This window comes from Amycolatopsis sp. NBC_00355 (assembly GCF_036104975.1).
GTDB lineage: Bacteria > Actinomycetota > Actinomycetes > Mycobacteriales > Pseudonocardiaceae > Amycolatopsis.
In genome coordinates this window covers 10,302,123-10,318,323 of sequence record NZ_CP107982.1, presented here as the reverse complement: position 1 = coordinate 10,318,323, position 16,201 = coordinate 10,302,123, and the positions used below count along the sequence as shown (strand labels likewise).

Here is a 16,201-nt window from a genome sequence, read left to right as displayed (position 1 = left end):
GCCGAGCGCCCAGCATGCCCGACCGGCCGGAGCCGGGCCAGGGCGGTTCACCCCACCGCCTCCCCCCACTGGCCCGGCCCGGAAACCTGCCGCGGATCGGTGACGGAGTGGTAGGTGCCGTGCACGAAGACCAGCGCGGGTGCCTGCCGGTCGTGGCCGGTGGCCAGGACTTCCCCGACGACCAGCGTGTGGTCGCCGAGGTCGATCGGCTGCCGCAGGGTGCACTCCAGCCAGCTCGCGCCGTCGAGGACGAGCGCCCCGGTCCGCTCCCCCGGAGTCGCTTCGAGGAGCGCAATTTCGGAGACCCGCGAGGCGCGGGGGCCGGCGAAGCGGCCGGCCAGTTCCCGCGCGCCCGCCGGCAGGATCGACACCACCCAGGCGCCGGTGGCGAGCAGGTCGGCGAGGAACACCGACTCCTTCCGGAAGGACAGGGAGATCAACGGCGGATCGAGCGAGATCGAGCCCAGCGAGTTGACGGTGACGGCGTCGTGGTGCCGGCCGTCGGGGCTGTCGCGGTAGGTGGTGGCGACGCACACGCCGGTGGCGAAGGTGCGCATCACGCCACGCAGGTCGGGTGACATTCGGCTGCTCCCGGGGTCGGGGCCGGCCCGCCGGAGCGGGCCGGCCGGTGGTCACACGGCTTGGGGGAACACGAAGAACCGGTCGGGGTCGTACCGGCGCTTGACCTCGGCGAGCCGGGCGGCGTTCGGCCCGTAGTAGGCGCCGCGCCAGTCCTCGAGGTCCGGATCGGTGAAGTTGACGTAGGACGCGTCCGGCGCGAACTCGCCAGCTTCGGCGTGCAGGGCGTGGAGCCAGTCCAGGTTCGCCTGGACGACATCCGGCGCGTCGTCCTCGGCCCACGACGTGTCGAGGCTGAGCAGGAACCGGGTGTCCCGGTGCGGGAACGCGGTGGCCCCCACCGGGACGCGGCCGATCGCGCCGCCCCACGCGAACAGCGCGGCGCCCGCGCCGTCGGGGTTGCCGCTGCCCGGCCACTTGTCGACGGCCCGGACGAGCGCCTCGACGCCGTCGTCGCCGATCGCGTGCGGGGTGCACCGGGTCCGGGCCGCGAACGCGCCGCCCTCGCTGGCGTGGTGCAGGTACGTCGCGGCTTCCCAGAAGTCCCGGTCTTCGATGTCGGCGCGGTCGGGGGCCGCGACGGCGAAGACCGGCGCGAGCAGCTCACGCAGCTCGGAAGCCGGGCCGAGGTGGTGGCCCACCACGGAGACGACGCCGTCCTCGCCCGCCGAACGCGCGATGCCGATCCGGGCCGAGAACGCCTCGGGCGCGGCCAGCATGATCTCCTGCATCGTGGCCAGCACCTCGACCGCGTGCGGCCACGACCAGAGCAGCAGGCAGGTCGAGCCGGCCGGGGCCGGGCGCGCCTGGAACGTGAAGCTCGTGTTGACGCCGAAGTTGCCGCCCCCGCCGCCGCGGCAGGCCCAGAACAGGTCCGGGTGCTCGGTTTCCGACGCGGTGACAACAGTTCCGTCAGCGAGGACGACGTCGGTCGAGACCAGCGCGTCGCACGTGAGGCCGTGCGCGCGGGAGATCGTCGTGACGCCGCCGCCGAGGGTCAGGCCGCCGATGCCGACGGTGCCGGAGTTGCCGAGCGGGAAGGTCAGGTCCCACGGCCGCAGCCCGGCGTAGAGCGCCTTCATCTGCGTGCCACCGCCGACGGTGACCCGCCCGGAGTCGCGGTCGACGCGGATCCCGGACAGCCGCCGCAGGTCCAGCACCAGGCCGGGGTGCGCGGAGTGGCCGGCATAGCTGTGCCCGCCGCCGCGGGGCACCAGCGGGACCGACGCCGCCCGGGCCCACCCGACGGCGCGGGCGACGTCGCCCGCGTGGGCGGCCGAGAGCACCGCCGTGGGGCGGGTGGCGGCGAACCGCCGGTTCACCGGCGCCGTGGCTTCACCGAAGCCGTGGTCGCCGGGGAGCCGGAGTTCGCCGTCCACCAATCCGCGCAGCGTGTCCCACGCGGTCATCGCGCCGCTCCCGCGAGCTCGGCTTCGAGGACCTCTTCGAGGTAGGACACACCCTGGGCGGCGTTTTCGCCGTGGCGTTCCCAGACTTCGCGCAGCACCAGGTGCCCGCCGTGCCACTGCGGGGTGTTGACGCTGGTGCCGGCGATCACCTCGCCGGTCGCCAGGACCATCGTGTAGGCCAGCCGCAGCACACCGGTCGGGCCGCAGACGCCGGTGACCGTGCCACGCCGGACGTGCCCGCCCTCGAACGTCGCCCAGACCAGGTCGCCGTGCTGGTGGTACTCGGCGTACGTGCCGTCGCCGCCGCCCAGGGCGCGGAACCGGCGGCCGTCGTAGTCGACGCTCATTCGTCCACGTCCAGGAGTCCGGCCGGCATCGCCAGGGTGGTGCCGACGGGCGGGGGTGCGATCTCTTCGGTGTCCACCTCGACCAGCGAGGCCGCGTGCTCGAGCCGCTGCGAGCACGTCTCGCGGTCGGGTGCCCGGCACACGACGAACGAGTGGCGGGCGATGTAGCCGCCCGGCGGCAGCCGCAGCGTGGTGCCCGGCTCGGCCATCGGGGACGCCGTGACCAGCCCGGGGGCCTCGTCCGGCACGGTGATCGCGTGCAGGACGCAGTCGTGGTCCGGGTAGCCGAACCGGATGCCGGCGACGCCCTCACGGCTGTGCGAGACGTCCGGGCGCTGCCCGGTGGCGACGTCGAACAGCACACTGCCCGGGTCGACGCCGGTCGCGGTCTTGCCGAGGAACGGGATGAGGTCGCCGCCGAGGCGGCCGTTGACCTCGATGATCACCGGGCCGAAGCGGGTCAGGCGGACCTCGGTGTGGGTGATCCCGTTCTCGATGCCGAGCACGTGGTGGGCCTTCGCCAGCACGCCCAGCAGTTCCTCGTCCTTCAGGAGCGGGTCGGCGGAGTCGACGACGTGGCCGGTCTCCTCGAAGAACGGCGGCATGCCGGTGCTCTTGCGGGCGATGAACATCGGCAGGTACTCGCCCTTGTGGACGGCGCCGTCGATGCTGATCTCCGGGCCGTCGGCGTACCCCTCGATGATCGCGCCGCCGCGGTAGGGCTCGTCGCCGACGAGGCTGGCCTCGTGGGCGACGCGGTAGGCGGCGTCGAACTCGGCCGCGTCCCGGGCGAGGGAGACGCCCATGCTGGCGCCGAGTGCCCGCGGCTTGACGACCACCGGGAACCCGATGCGGGCGACCGCCGCGCGGGCGTCGTCGAGGTCGGTGGCCAGGTGGAACCCGGGCTGCGGCAGGCCGGCGGCGGTGAGCCGGACGCGGCAGCTGTGCTTGTCGCGGCAGCCGTGCACGCCGGGGATGCTCAGGCCCGGCACGCCGAACTCGGCCGCCAGTTCGGCCGCGGGCATGACCAGCGGCTCGTCCCAGCACAGCACGCCGGCGATCGTGTACTCGCTCGCCAGCTCGCGGGCGGTTTCGGCGAGCAGCGCGTGGTCGAAGACGTTGACGACGGTGATGTCGTCGAAGTACTCGTGCTGCCAGGTCGGGTTGAGGTTGTTGATCAGCACCAGCCGCAGCCCGCCTTCACGGGCCCGTTCGGCGACGCTGCGGACGAGGTATTCGCGATAGAGCTTGAGCCCGCTGCCGATGACGAGCAGCGCACCCGGGGCGGTCGAGGTCATGGAAGACGTCCTCCGGTCGGGAAGTGTTCAGCGGAAAGGTGGTCAGGCGACAGGGTTCAGACGACGGCGGTGGCCTGGCCGGCCAGTTCGGCGACCATCGCGTCGGCGGCCAGCGGGGCGGTGCGGAAGCCGTCCCCGCCGCTCGCCGGGCGCGCCCAGACGGCGGGCCCGACGCGGACGAAGCCGGTGTCACCGTCGTCGGCGGTGGCGTAGTGGCAGTGCTTGACCCGCACGACGTCGTATCCGTCCACATCGGACACAACGCCGGCGGCGAGCACCCGCGCGGCCCAGCCCGCGTCGTCGTCGGGCCCGGACAGCGTGGTCACCTGGCGCCGCACGGCGTCGGTGCTCACCTTGAGCAGGGTGCCCGCCACCGACGGCAGTAGCCACGCCCGCCCGTCGGCGCCGATCCCGCCCACCGTGGGCGTCGCCGCCCACGCGTGGGCGAGCGCGGCCGGCGGGCGCAGGTACACCATCGTCTGGCGGTGCAACGCGACCGGACGGTCGACCAGCGCCCCGGTCCACGGGCCGGCGGCGACGAGCACGACGTCGCCGGTGACCGTGGTGCCGTCGGCGAGCCGGACGCGGGCGCGGTCGGAGTCGATGCCGACCGCCTCCCGGCCGGGCCGCAGCTCGGCGTCGGGGTGGTGGCGCAGCCAGCGGGCCGCCGCGTGCAGCATCCGGTCGGCCAGCAGCGTCCCGGCGTGCGGTTCGAGCACGGCGCCGCTCCCCCGCGGGAACCCGACGAGCGGGTACGCCGACGGGTGGACGATCCGGATCGGCACGCCCGCGGCCGACGCCGTGGCGACCGCCGCGGGCACCTGGCCGGGGGGCATGGCCTGGAGGACCCCGACCCGCCGGTAGAGGCCGGCACCCGGCAGGTGGTCGCACAGCAGCGCGTCCAGCTCGCGCCAGCGGCGGTGCAGCTCCGCCGCCTGGCGCGTGGCGGGCGTGTCGCCGACGACGAGGGCCCGCAGCGCCCGGTGCTGGTCGAACGACGTGGCGCCCGGGTGCGGCACCGGGCCGCGCTCGAGCAGCACCACGCGGTGCCCGTCCAGGACGCACCGGATCGCGGTGAGCAGCCCGGAAATGCCGCCGCCGACCACCACGACCCGCAGGCCGCCGCGCCGGGTGCCGCCGGTCGACGGCCGGCCGCCCGTCGCGACCGCGACCCGGCCCGCCACGCTGCCGGAGCTCGCACCCGGCAGCACGACCTCCGCGCCGTCCGGCACCGCGCCGGCCGCCGCCGAGCCCTCCAACAGCAACGCCGCAGCACCGTCGCGGGCAACACCGGCCACCGCCGGACCCTCGCCCAGCAGCATCGCCGCAGCACCATCGCGGACCGCACCGGCCACCGCCGGACCCTCGCCCAGCAACATCGCCGCAGCACCGTCCCGGACCGCACCCGCCACCGCCGGACCCTCGCCCAGCAACATCGCCGCAGCACCATCCCGGACCACACCGGTCACCGCCGGACCGCCGCCCAGCTGCACCGCCGCAGCACCGTCGCGGGCAACACCGGCCACCGCCGGACCGCCGCCCAGCAGCATCGCCGCCGCACCATCCCGGACCGCACCGGCCACCGCCGGACCCTCGCCCAACAGCACCGCCGCAGCACCATCGCGGGCAACACCCGCCACCGCCGGGCCGCCGGCCAGGACGGCCGCCGCCGCACGGGCTCGCTCGCTGTCCGGCCGGGGGCCGGCACCCGGCGGCACGTCCGCGGTCGCGCTGCTCCACCCACCCTGCCGGGTGCCGGCGCTCATCGCCCGGCCTCCGCCGGGCTCAGGCGGGGCAGCGCGACCGGCGTGAACGCGTCCACGTCGGCCGGGGCCGCCCCGGTGTTGTCGCCGAACACCTGCGCGGCCAGGTCGACCAGGATCGGCGCGGCACTGCGCAGCAGCCGGTCGACCTCGAAGCAGAAGTCACCGGCGTCGGCGCCGGTCACCTCCCGGCGGTCGAGCCGGGCCAGCTGGTCGGTGATCGTCTCCGCCGCCCGGTTCAGGCTGAACCCGGCCAGCTCGTACGACGCCGCGAACCGCTCGGCCATCCGGGACGCCCCGCGGCGCGACCGCTCCGACACCGCCAGCGGGCCCAGCCCGACCCACCGGTTCACCTTGCCGGCGACCCGGTTCCAGGGTTCGACCAGCCGGGTGCCGGTGACCCGCACGAGCGCGTCCCGGCTGAAGCTGGTGCGCTGGTGCTCGGGGCTGGTCGCGGCCAGGTGGAACCGGATCAGGTCCCGCGGCACCTCGGCGGCCAGCTCCCGGCTCCACACCACGTGCCCGCGGCTGGTGGAGAACTTCCGGTGGTCCAGCTCGTAGAACTCGTTGGTGAGGTAGCGCGTCGGCAGGTCGTACTGGCCGTCGAAGGCCAGCAGCATCGCCGGGCCGGCGATCGCGAACGGGTAGATGTTGTCGAACCCGAGGAAGTACACGACCTCCGAACCGGCACCGGCGAGCCACAGCGCGTCCTCGGTACCGGCCGCGACGCCCCGCCGCTCGGCCGAGAGGGCCGTGCAGTGCATGCTCCACGCCATCGGCTCGGCGTTGGGGTTGACGACCTGCCCGGCGACCTCCGGGAAGGGCACCTTGATGCCCCAGGAGATCGGGTAGGTCACCGGGAAGTCCGGCAGCGGCCGCGAAAGCATCTGCGCCATCGCCTGGGCCATGTGCGGCCGCAGCCCGGCGGCGTTCGCCTCGAAGTGCGCCCGCAGCTGCGAGCGGTACCGCTCGACCGGCAGCACGAGGACGTCGGCCTCGCGCAGCACCACCGGGTCCTCGGGGTCCAAAGTGGACCGGACGCCGAGCAGTTCCCCCGCCGCCACCAGGGCTCCGCAGCTCTCGCAGAGCCCGGCGCAGCTTTCGGCGAGGCATTCCGGGCAGCCGCCGGCCGCGAAGCCGTCCAGCAGGAACTCCCCGGACCGCTGCGAGTACGGGAACTTCATGGTGCGCAGTTCTAGCTTGCCCGCCGAGTACAGCCGGCCGACGAAGTCGACGACCCACTTGGTGAACCGGTCGTCGTCGCCGGTGTAGCCGTCGACGCCGATGCCCATCGCGGCGAGGCTGGCTTCGATCTGCGCGGCCGAGGTGGCCACCAGCTCCGCCGGGGTGACGCCGCGGTGGTGCGCGGTCGTCACGACGAACGTCGACGTGTCCTGGAATCCGGTGCCCAGCAACACTTCCCGGCCCTGCGACCGGGCATAGCGGGTGTGCACGTCCGCGGCCAGGAACGGCCCGGCGATGTGGCCGAGGTGCAGGTCCCCGTTGGCCGTCGGCGCCGGGGAGATGACCACGGTCCGCGCGTTCATGAGACGCTCGCTTGGTGGCGGGCCGCGAACTGGGCCGACATCTCGGCGTCCCACCAGACGCCGTAGTACTCGAAGTCCGCGTCGCCTTCGTTGGTGACGCAGTGGGTCGAACCCGGCGGCAGCCGGACGACGTCGCCGGCGGTGAACGGGTGCGGCTCGCCGTCGACGATCAGGGTGGCGGCGCCGAGCACGGCGATGAAGATCTCGTACTCGTGGTGGGCGTGCGGGGTGGACGTGGTGCCGGGGCGCAGGACGCACCAGGCACCTTCGAACGGTGCGTTGAGCTCCGGCCAGGGCAGCAGGCGCTGCGAGTCGAGCCCGTAGGCGCGTTCCAGGTTCTCGCGGTCGAGGCGGTGGACGTCGATCATGCCGCCACCACCACGGACTCGACGGACTCGCCGGACGTGCGCCTGCCACCGTCGGGGCCCGCGCCCGTCGCGCGGCGGTCGACGATGTCCCGGACGATGTCGGCCGAGCGCTGGGCGAGCACGCTGATCAGCGAGTCGGAGATGCCGTGGGTGGCTTCGTTGACGCCCTGCAGGTACAGCGCGCCGTGGGCCTCCCGGCCGAGTTCGGCGCGGTACTGCCGGTTGACGGTGACGGTCTCCAGGCCGACCGCTTCGGCCAGGCCGCGGACCATCGAGGGCATCCGCGAGTCGAAACCGGTGCCCAGGAACACCGCGTCGCAGCGGATCTGCTCGATCCCGCCGTGCTTGAGGTCGCGGACGTCGAGCAGGAGCTCCTCGCCGCCGCCGTCGAGCGACGCCGCGCGGGCGCCGACGACCTCGCTGAGCCCGCGGATCGTGGAGACCGGCTGGCCGAGCATCTTCTGCCGGTAGATCATCGTGTACAGCTCTTCGAGGAACGGCGCGGCCAGGCCGGCGTAGTTGGTCAGGTGCATCTCTTCGAGCACCTTCGCCCGGGCTTCGTCGGTCATCGCGAAGAACTCGTCCACGAAGGACGGGAAGAACAGCTCGTTGACGAACTTGCTGGTCTGGTAGTCCTTGAGGCCGATGGCGCGGACCAGCATCGTCGGGGACGAGCCCGGCGCGTGCTCGTGCAGGGCCATGAACATCTCGGCGGCGCTCTGCGCCCCGCCGACCACGACCGGCCGCAGCGGCTTGCCCGGGCGGGCCAGCTCCACCGTGGCGGCGACGCGGGTGCTGTACTCGGTGCTGTGCACGACCCGCTCGGCGGGCAGCCCGCGGAAGATCTCCGGGACGTGGGCGTCGCGGCCGCCGCCGACGACCAGGTCGCGGCAGAGGACCGTGTCGCCGTCGGACAGCGGGACGGTGAAGCCGAGCACCGCGCCCGACTCGGAGTGGATCGGCAGGATCCGCTCGGCGCGGGCGTTGTAGCGCACCCGAACGCGCTCGAGCGAGTCGGCGACCCACTGCAGATACGCCGAAACCTGCCAGCGGAACGGGTTGAAGGTGCCGAGGTTGACGAACTCGTCGAGCTCACCGCGCTCGTGCATGAAGTTGAGAAAGGAGAACCGGCTGCGCGGGTTGCGCAAGGTGACCAGGTCCTTCACGTAGGACACCTGGCTGCGGGCCCAGGGCAGCATCAGGTTGCGCTGCCACTTCACGTCTTCGTGCTGCTCCAGGATCATGGCGCCGCCGGCCAGATCGGACCGGCCGCACTCCTCGATGGCCACGGCCAGCGCGAGGTTCGCCGGGCCGGCCCCGATCATCAGGACATCCACCTCGTGGACGGTCATAACGTGCCTGCTTTCCATCTCGGGGTGCGGCGCGCCGGGTCCCGGCGCGCCGCACCGGGAACTACTTGCCGACGGTCACGCTGAAGAGGTCGAGCTCGCGGAACTGGGTGGGCTGGACGTCGTGCAGCCGGGTCGACCAGGCCGCGGTGCCGGACTGCCACCAGATCGGGATGGTCGGCATGTCCTGCAGGACGAGCTTTTCGGCCTGCTGGTACAGGGCCTGGCCCTGCTGCTGCGACGGCGCGGCGTCGGCTTCCTTGAGCAGCTCGTCGACCTTCGGGTTCGAGTACTGGCCGACGTTCGAGGCGGCACCGGTGCGGAACAGCGGGTTGAGGAAGTTCTCGATCGACGGGTAGTCCGCGACCCACGCCGAGCGGTAGATGCCGGTGACGGTCCGGTTGTTCAGCTGCTTGCGGAAGTCGCCGAGGGTGGTCTGCGGGGTGAACTTGCAGGTGCGGCCCAGCGAGGCCTGGATCTGCTTGCAGATGACCTCCATCCACTCCTGGTTGCCGGAGTCGATGTTGGACGTCAGCTCGATGTCACCGGTGAACCCGGAGGCGTCGAACAGCTGCTTGGCCTTCGACGGCTCGTAGGTGCACAGCTCGCCGCACTGGTTGTCCAGGTGGCCCTGGACGTTCGGGGCGACCAGGCCGTCGGCCGGGGTGCGGCCGCCGTTGAAGACCTGCTGGATCAGGGCCTTCCGGTCGATCGCCATGGAGATCGCCTGGCGGAACTGCGGGCTCTCGTAGCGCTTGTCGAACAGCGGGAACGCGATGGCCTGGTAGCCGAGGTAGGTGTAGGTCTTGCGCCGGTTGTCGGGCAGGTCCTTCTTGATCTTGCCGCCCTGCGTGGAGGTCCACGGCGTGAACGACAGGAAGTCGAGCTTGTTGGCCAGGACGTCGGCGTAGGCCTTGTCGAGGTCGGTGTAGAAGCGGAAGTCGATGCCGCCGATGTTCACCTTCTGCGCGCCGGCGAAGCCGTCGAACCGCTTGACCACGAGGTCCTTGCCCGGCGTGTAGGACTCGAACTTGAACGGCCCGTCACCGATCGGGTGGGCCTCGAAACCCTTACGGTCGGCGAAGAAGCTCGCGGGCAGCGGGAAGAACGCCGCGTAACCGAGCTGGACGCCGAACTCCGAGAACGGCGCGTCGAGGGCGACGGTGAACGTGCTGTCGTCGACCAGCTTCAGGCCCGAGAGCTCCTTGCTCGCCGGCAGGGTCGCCGGCTGCTTGCCGTCCGCGGTGGCGTTGTTGACCTGTGCGAAGCCCTGGACGTGGGAGAAGTAGCTGGCGCCCGCCATCAGGTTCGGGGAATAGGCGGTGTAGTTCCACGCGTCGACGAAGCTCTTCGCGGTGACCGGGGTGCCGTCGTGGAACGTCCAGCCGGACTTGAGCTTGATCGTCCAGGTCTTCGAGTCGGTCGTGCTGATCGAGTCGGCGACGGCGTTGTGCGGCGCCGCCGTCTTGGCGTCGTACTCGATCAGGCCGCGGAACAGCGTGCCCAGCACGCTGATCCCGCCGACCTCGGTGGTGTTGCCGGGCACGAGCGGGCCGGCCGGCTCGGTCTCGCTGTAGCTCACGACCGCGTCGCGGTCGATGTTCGCGGTGGCGGCCGCGGGAGCGGCGGCACCGTCGGGGGTGGCGGTGGTGGTGCCGCCCGGGGTGCTGCACGCGGTGAGCGTGACAGCGAGGGCGGCGGCCGCGCAGACGGCGACCTTGAGCTTTCGCATCGGTTTTTTCCTTCGGTGGAGGGCGGATCGGGGTGGTTCAGCGCCGGCTGGAGGTGATTCCGAGGGCCAGCGGGAAGGCGGGCCGGCCGCCGAGCAGGTGGGCGCCGGCGGTCTGCAGGATCCGGTCCTGCGCCACGATGTGCTGGCACATGGTGGTGGTGTCGCGCAGCCAGCGGTCCAGCGGCGACGGCCGGTAGATCGCGCTGGTCTGCACCAGGTCGTAGAGCCGGGTGACGATCGAGCGGGCCGTGCGGAACGCGTGCCGCCGCGACAGCGGGAGCGCGGCGCGCTCGGACGGCGTCAGGTCGTCGAGGCTGCCGCCCGCGGCCAGGACTTCGTGCTGGCGGCGCAGGGCGCCGTAGACGCCTTCGCGGGTGGCGTTGAAGTCGGCTTCGCAGTCGGCCAGGGTGACCTGCGTGCGGTAGTCGTCCGCCCGGCCGGCGGCGACGGAGAGGTCCCGGGTGTGGTCCAGCGCGGCGCGGGCGACGCCGAGCGCGACGCCCGGCATGTTCCGCATGTGCACCTCGGGCTGGGCCAGCGGGCCCGTCCCGCTGCGGACGTCCGCGAAGACGAGCGTGTGCGCCGCGGGCACGAAGACGTCGGTGATCGTGTAGTCGCAGCTGCCGCTGCCCGCCAGGCCGGTGGTGTGCCAGGTGTCGACGACCTCGACGTCGGACTTCGGCACCATGAGCAGGATCGAGTCGTGCGGTGAGCCGTCGGCGCCGGGCTCGGGCTCGCCGTCGCGGTAGAGGAAGGCGCCCGAGACGACCCAGTCGGCGTGGGTGACGCCGCTGCCGAACTGCCAGCGGCCGGTGAGGCGGTAGCCGCCGGGGACGATCTCCGCGCGGCCGTTGGGGAACAGCAGGCCCGCGGTCGCCATGTCGAGGCTCGGGAACATCTCGTCGACGACTTCGCGGTCCAGGAAGGACGCGTAGAGGCCGGTGTCCGACCCGATCATCGCGCACCAGCCGGCGCCGGTGTCACCGTAGGCGAGGGCCTCGATCACGGCGGTCTGCTCGGCCGAGGTGAGCTCGGGGCCACCCCGGTCCTTGGCGAACCCCATCCGGAAGACGCCGGTGCCACGCACCAGTTCCACGACGTCCGCGGGCAGCCGCCGGGCCCGCTCGATCTCCTCCGCGCGCTCTCGGAGCACGGGGGCGAGCGCCTCGGCACGGGCGAGGATCTCCGCGGCGGTATCGGGCGGTCTGACGTCACCCTCGTGCACGGGCAGCGGCTCGACAACGGTCATCTCATCACTTCCTCGGGGCTCCAACTGCTGGTCGCGGACTCGGTCCGGCCGCGTTGGAAGTGATTCAAGGCTTCCGTTTAATTGATGGAAACCATTGGCCACCAAGGAAAATCAATACTGTGTGATTTGAGGTTGACGAGTGGGTAACGGCGGCGGGCCGCGAGGAGACCCGGAGGTCCCGTCGCGGCCCGCCGGACGGCCGGTGTCGCTCAGCCGGTGACGGCGCTGTTGACGGCGCCGAAGTCGAGGCCGCCTTCCAGCGCGCCGTAGGTGCCGTGTTCGAGCAGTTCCACCGCCGCGTTGCGGGCGACGGCGTACGCCGACTGGGCGATCGCGGTGCCGACGCTGATCCGGCGGACGCCGACGGCTTCCAGCTCCGCGACGGTCGGGGCGCCCGGCCACACCATCACGTTCACCGGCAGCGGGCTCTCCTTCACCAGGAGGCCGAGGGTCTCCAGATCGATCAGGCCCGGCACGAACAGGCTGTCGGCGCCGGCCGCGGCGTAGGCGCCGGCCCGGGTCAGCACGTCGTCGAAGCGGCCCTCGGGCTCGCCGACGCCGAACAGGTAGACGTCGGTGCGGATGTTGATCCACAGCTCGGGCAGGCCGGCCGCGGTCGCCGCGTCGCGGGCCGCGCGGACCCGCCCGACCTGCTCGGGGACGTCGAACAGCGGCCCGCCGGGCGCGGTCGAGTCCTCCAGGTTGACGCCGACGGCGCCGGCCTCGACGATCGCGCGCACGGTCGCCGCGACGTCGTCGGCGGACGGGCCGTAACCGCCTTCGATGTCGGCCGTCACCGGGACGTCGACGACCTGCACGATCCGCGCGACCAGGGCGGCCATTTCCGCGCGCGTGAGGCCGTGCCCGTCGGGCCGCCCGGCGGACCAGGCCACGCCGCCGCTGGTGGTGGCGATCGCCGGGGCGCCTGCCTGCGCGATGAGGGCCGCGCTGGCGGCGTCCCAGGCGTTCGGCAGCACCAGCGTGCGGTCGTGGTGCAGGGCACGCAGTGTCTCGGCGAGCCCTCGCTGGACGCTGTCCATGGACATTCTCCTACTTCCTTCGGTTACTTAGGTGGGTCTGCCGCGGCTCTCGTGAGTGTTTAGGGCGGTTCTAACCGCCCTAAACACTCACGACCGCACGGTGAGGTCAGGCCGCCAGCGTGGGGACGCCGGCGGCGATCAGGTGGGTCGCGGCGAACGCGCGCCACGGGTGCCAGGCCGTCGCCAGGCCGTCGCTGTCGTCGAGGATGTCGTTCGCCAGCAACGTGGTGCAGATGGTCCGGTCGGCGCCGGGAAAGGCGTCCGCGTACCCCAGCCGCAGCGCGATCTGCTGGGCGGCGCACTCGCCGAGGCCGGGCAACGCCGTCAGCGCGGCGGTGAACTCCGCCAGGCTCGCGCCGCCGTCGAGCAGGGTCTCGTCGGCGGCGACGGCGGCGGCGAACCCGCGCACCGTCTTCGCGGTGGTCGCGGGCAGCACGCCCGCCAGGTCCGCGTGCGCGAGCGTCTCGGCCGAGGGGAAGAGGTGGGTCAGCCCGTCCTCCAGGCCGGGCACCGCCGTCCCGGCCGCCTCGACCAGCGCGGCCAGCTGCCGCCGGACCTGCGGCCGGGCACACCGCTGACTCAGCAGCGCCTCCACCGCGATCTCGAAGGACCCCCAGGCCCCGGGGACGCGGACGCCGGGACGCGCGCGCAGCAGCGGCCCCAGCACCGGGTCGTCGCACAGGGCGGCTTCGGCCGGCGCCGTGTCGGCGTCGACGCCGAACATCCGCCCGACCCGGTCGACGACGTGGATGAGGCCCTCCCAGAACGGCATGTGCGCGATCAGCAGCAGGTGGTCGTCCCCGCCGCGGCGCACCTCGATGACGCCCGCCTCGCCGTCGAGGCTGATCGTGCGGCGGTAGACGCCGTCGAGCACCGACTCGACGCCCGGCACTGCGCGCTCGCCGAGGAACGTGCTCAGCGCGTCCCAGTGCAGCGGCGGCGCGAACGGCAGCCGCATGGCCAGGCCGCCGTCGGCGGCGAGCCGGTCGGCGCGCCGGCGCCGGTTGCGCAGCTCGACCGGGGACGCGCGGAAGACCAGCTTCATGTCCCGGTTGAACTGGCGAAGGCTGCCGAACCCGGAGGCGAAGGCGACGTCGGCGACCGTCAGGTCGGAGTCGTCGAGCAGCCGCCGGGCGAAGTGCGCGCGCCGCGAGCGGGCGAGCTGGTCGGGTGTCACGCCGAGGTGGTCGTGGAAGAGCCGGCGCAGGTGCCGCGGGGACACCGCCAGGCGCTCGCCCAGGGCCGCCTCCGTCCCGGTGTCCAGCGCCCCGGCGATGATCAGCTGGACCGCGCGGCAGACGAGTTCGGGCGCGTCGGCGCCGACCGGCCCCGCCACCCGGTACGGACGGCAGCGCAAGCAGGCCCGGAACCCGGCCGCCTCGGCCTCGGCCGCCAGCTCGAACGTCTTCACGTTCTCCGCGAGCGGCTTCGCGCCACACCCGGGCCGGCAGTAGATGCCGGTGGTGACCACGGCCGAAAAAGTCGTCATACCCCAGGTGTAGGGGATCCCGCGCCGCGAAGCTAGCCACATCCGGACATGCCGCACGGCGGCGTATCCCGGCCGCGGCGATCGTGTCCGGATCTGACCAGACTCGCCCCGGCGGACCCGGCAGAGTCGTCCTCGACAGCGGCGCGCCGGACGCGCACCGCACTACCGAGAGGCTTTCCGATGCTCGCGAAGGTGTTCCCCATCCCCCTCAAGCCGGGCAAGCAGGCCGAGGCCGAGAAGCTCGTGCACGAGTTCGCGCCCCTGGGTCCCGGGCAGGAGGAGGGCACCGTGTCCTTCCGCGTGTACCGCGACCCCGCCAAGACGGACTACCTGCTGTTCGTCGAGCACTTCGCGGACCAGGCGGCCTACGACACCCACACCGGGTCGCCCGCCTACCAGAAGCTGATCGCCGGCCAGTTCGCCGACCTGATTCTGGAATTCGTCGAAATCGATCACGAACTGATCGTCGGACTCTGATTTTCCGCACACCCGGCCGGATGCAGCAACCGCTGCGTCCGGCCGGGTGCATGTCACCCTGATTGCGCGACGAATGAGTCACGCTCCGAATTCTCGCGCGGGTGGATCGCCCCCGAGTTGATTTTCCGGCGGGGACAACTCTGCCGGTCAACTCGCCTGGCGGCTGGAATGTGTACGCCGCACCTCGGCTTGACGTCGACTCCGGTGCGGCGCACCCGTTCGCGAGCCCCTTGGAGGCACCACCGTGACCCCGATCACCGACCAACCCACCGGCGTACTGGCCGTCCTGCGCCGGACGCCGACGCCGGTGCGGTACCTGCTCGGCGGCGTGCTCGTGAACCAGCTCGGCGCGTTCGTCCAGACGTTCATGGTGCTGTACCTGGTTTTCCGCGGTTTCTCCGCGGGACAGGCCGGCCTCGCCATCGCCGCCTACAGCATCGGTTCGGTCCTCGGTGGGCTGGCCGGTGGGGAGCTGGTGCACCGCATCGGCCCGCGCGCCACCATCTTCGCCGCCATGCTCGGCTCGGCCGCGGTCCTCGCCGTCGTCCCCCTGTTCGCCAGTCCCGGGATGTTCGTGGCGCTGCTCGTCGCGCTGCTGCTCGCCGGCCTCGCGACCCAGAGCTACCGGCCCGCGGCGGCGGTCCTGCTGAGCGAGCTGATGCCCGCAGACGATCGGGTGATGGGCTTCTCGATGATGCGCACCGCCCTCAACCTCGGCGCGTCGCTCAGCCCGCTGATCGCCGCCGGCCTGATCCTGCTGGACTGGAACCTGCTGCTGTGGTTCGACTCGGCCACCGCGGTGCTCTACGCGTTCCTGGCGATCCGGCTGCTGCCCGACCACCGCGTCGAGCGCGAGGCACCGGCCGAGCGGGCCGATACCGGCACCCGGGCGGCGTACGCGACTTTGCTGCGGGACGGGCGTTTCTGGTTCTTCCTGGCGTCGGTGCTGATCGGCTCGATCGTCTACGTCCAGTACACCGTCGCCCTGCCGCTCAAGATCAACTCCGAAGGCCACCCGACGTGGCTCTACAGCGTCGTGCTCGTGACCGCGTCGGCCGTGCTCATCCTGTGCGAGCTGAAGATCACGTCCTTCGTCACCCGCTGGCCGGGGCGCGTCGCCGCCACGGCCGGCACCGCGCTGATGGGGCTCGGGGTCGCCGGCTTCGGCGTCAGCGGCGGCTCGGCCGTCGCGCTCATCGTGTGCACGGTGGTGTTCGTCTTCGGCATCATGATCAACGGCCCGACGATGTTCGCCTACCCCTCGTCCTTCCCGTCGGCCGTCAAGGCGCGCTACATCAGCGCCCACCAAGCGACTTTCGGTCTCGGGATGGCGCTCGGCCCCCTGTTCGGCGTCGCCACGTGGGTCGCGCTGGGCAACGGCGTCTGGTGGCTGTGCGGTGTGCTCGGCCTGGTGGCGGCGCTGTGCGCGCTGCTCGGCATGAGCGCGCCGCGCCGCCGGCCGGCCACGGTCTGACCGCGCCGGCAGCGCCTCGGCCGCCCGCCTCGCGCGGGCGGCCGTCGAGCGTTCGCACAATTCACGCGATCGCCGTAAAA

Annotated in this window: 14 protein-coding genes; 2 read left to right on the top strand and 12 right to left on the bottom strand. The window is 72.6% G+C overall.

What is annotated here, in order from left to right; all coding sequences use genetic code 11:
- Positions 1–47 precede the first annotated feature (47 nt).
- The 12 genes from OHS18_RS47730 to OHS18_RS47675 form a co-directional block, all read right to left on the bottom strand.
- Entirely contained in the window at positions 48–581 is a 534-nt protein-coding gene (locus OHS18_RS47730; RefSeq protein WP_328615296.1) for a flavin reductase family protein, read from the bottom strand.
- A 51-nt stretch (positions 582–632) separates the two neighbouring features.
- Positions 633–1,988: an FAD-binding oxidoreductase gene (locus OHS18_RS47725; RefSeq protein WP_328615295.1), complete on the bottom strand. Its 1,356-nt coding sequence runs from the start codon at positions 1,986–1,988 to the stop codon at positions 633–635.
- Complete coding sequence (locus OHS18_RS47720; RefSeq protein WP_328457712.1) at positions 1,985–2,335, bottom strand: hypothetical protein; 351 nt, start codon at positions 2,333–2,335, stop codon at positions 1,985–1,987. Before OHS18_RS47720 ends, OHS18_RS47725 begins: the two co-directional genes overlap by 4 nt.
- On the bottom strand, positions 2,332–3,633 hold the full coding sequence (locus tag OHS18_RS47715; protein WP_328457714.1) for an ATP-grasp domain-containing protein: 1,302 nt from the start codon (positions 3,631–3,633) through the stop codon (positions 2,332–2,334). The genes OHS18_RS47720 and OHS18_RS47715 overlap by 4 nt, the downstream gene beginning before the upstream one ends.
- A 56-nt stretch (positions 3,634–3,689) precedes the next feature.
- On the bottom strand, positions 3,690–5,399 hold the full coding sequence (locus tag OHS18_RS47710) for an FAD-dependent oxidoreductase (RefSeq protein WP_328615294.1): 1,710 nt from the start codon (positions 5,397–5,399) through the stop codon (positions 3,690–3,692).
- A complete protein-coding gene (locus OHS18_RS47705) occupies positions 5,396–6,943 on the bottom strand; it encodes a class I tRNA ligase family protein (protein ID WP_328615293.1) in 1,548 nt (515 codons plus the stop codon). Before OHS18_RS47705 ends, OHS18_RS47710 begins: the two co-directional genes overlap by 4 nt.
- Entirely contained in the window at positions 6,940–7,311 is a 372-nt protein-coding gene (locus OHS18_RS47700) for a cupin domain-containing protein (protein WP_328457719.1), read from the bottom strand. Before OHS18_RS47700 ends, OHS18_RS47705 begins: the two co-directional genes overlap by 4 nt.
- A complete protein-coding gene (locus OHS18_RS47695) occupies positions 7,308–8,663 on the bottom strand; it encodes a SidA/IucD/PvdA family monooxygenase (RefSeq protein WP_328457721.1) in 1,356 nt (451 codons plus the stop codon). Before OHS18_RS47695 ends, OHS18_RS47700 begins: the two co-directional genes overlap by 4 nt.
- Positions 8,664–8,724: 61 nt before the next feature.
- Positions 8,725–10,392 carry a peptide ABC transporter substrate-binding protein gene (locus tag OHS18_RS47690; RefSeq protein WP_328457723.1) on the bottom strand — a complete coding sequence of 556 codons (1,668 nt, stop codon included), beginning with the start codon at positions 10,390–10,392 and terminating at the stop codon, positions 8,725–8,727.
- A gap of 37 nt (positions 10,393–10,429) precedes the next feature.
- Positions 10,430–11,641, bottom strand: coding sequence for an acyl-CoA dehydrogenase family protein (locus OHS18_RS47685; RefSeq protein WP_328615292.1), 1,212 nt, complete (start codon positions 11,639–11,641; stop codon positions 10,430–10,432).
- 209 nt (positions 11,642–11,850) lie between these two features.
- On the bottom strand, positions 11,851–12,681 hold the full coding sequence (locus OHS18_RS47680) for an isocitrate lyase/PEP mutase family protein (protein WP_328615291.1): 831 nt from the start codon (positions 12,679–12,681) through the stop codon (positions 11,851–11,853).
- 106 nt (positions 12,682–12,787) lie between these two features.
- Complete coding sequence (locus OHS18_RS47675) at positions 12,788–14,170, bottom strand: AlkA N-terminal domain-containing protein (protein ID WP_328615290.1); 1,383 nt, start codon at positions 14,168–14,170, stop codon at positions 12,788–12,790.
- A gap of 192 nt (positions 14,171–14,362) precedes the next feature.
- Here OHS18_RS47675 and OHS18_RS47670 point away from each other — a divergent pair, with 192 nt between their 5' ends.
- The gene (locus tag OHS18_RS47670; RefSeq protein WP_328457729.1) at positions 14,363–14,647 is read left to right on the top strand and encodes a putative quinol monooxygenase; all 285 of its coding nucleotides are present in this window, start codon (positions 14,363–14,365) and stop codon (positions 14,645–14,647) included.
- A gap of 244 nt (positions 14,648–14,891) precedes the next feature.
- Entirely contained in the window at positions 14,892–16,121 is a 1,230-nt protein-coding gene (locus OHS18_RS47665; RefSeq protein ID WP_328457730.1) for an MFS transporter, read from the top strand.
- Positions 16,122–16,201: the final 80 nt, after the last annotated feature.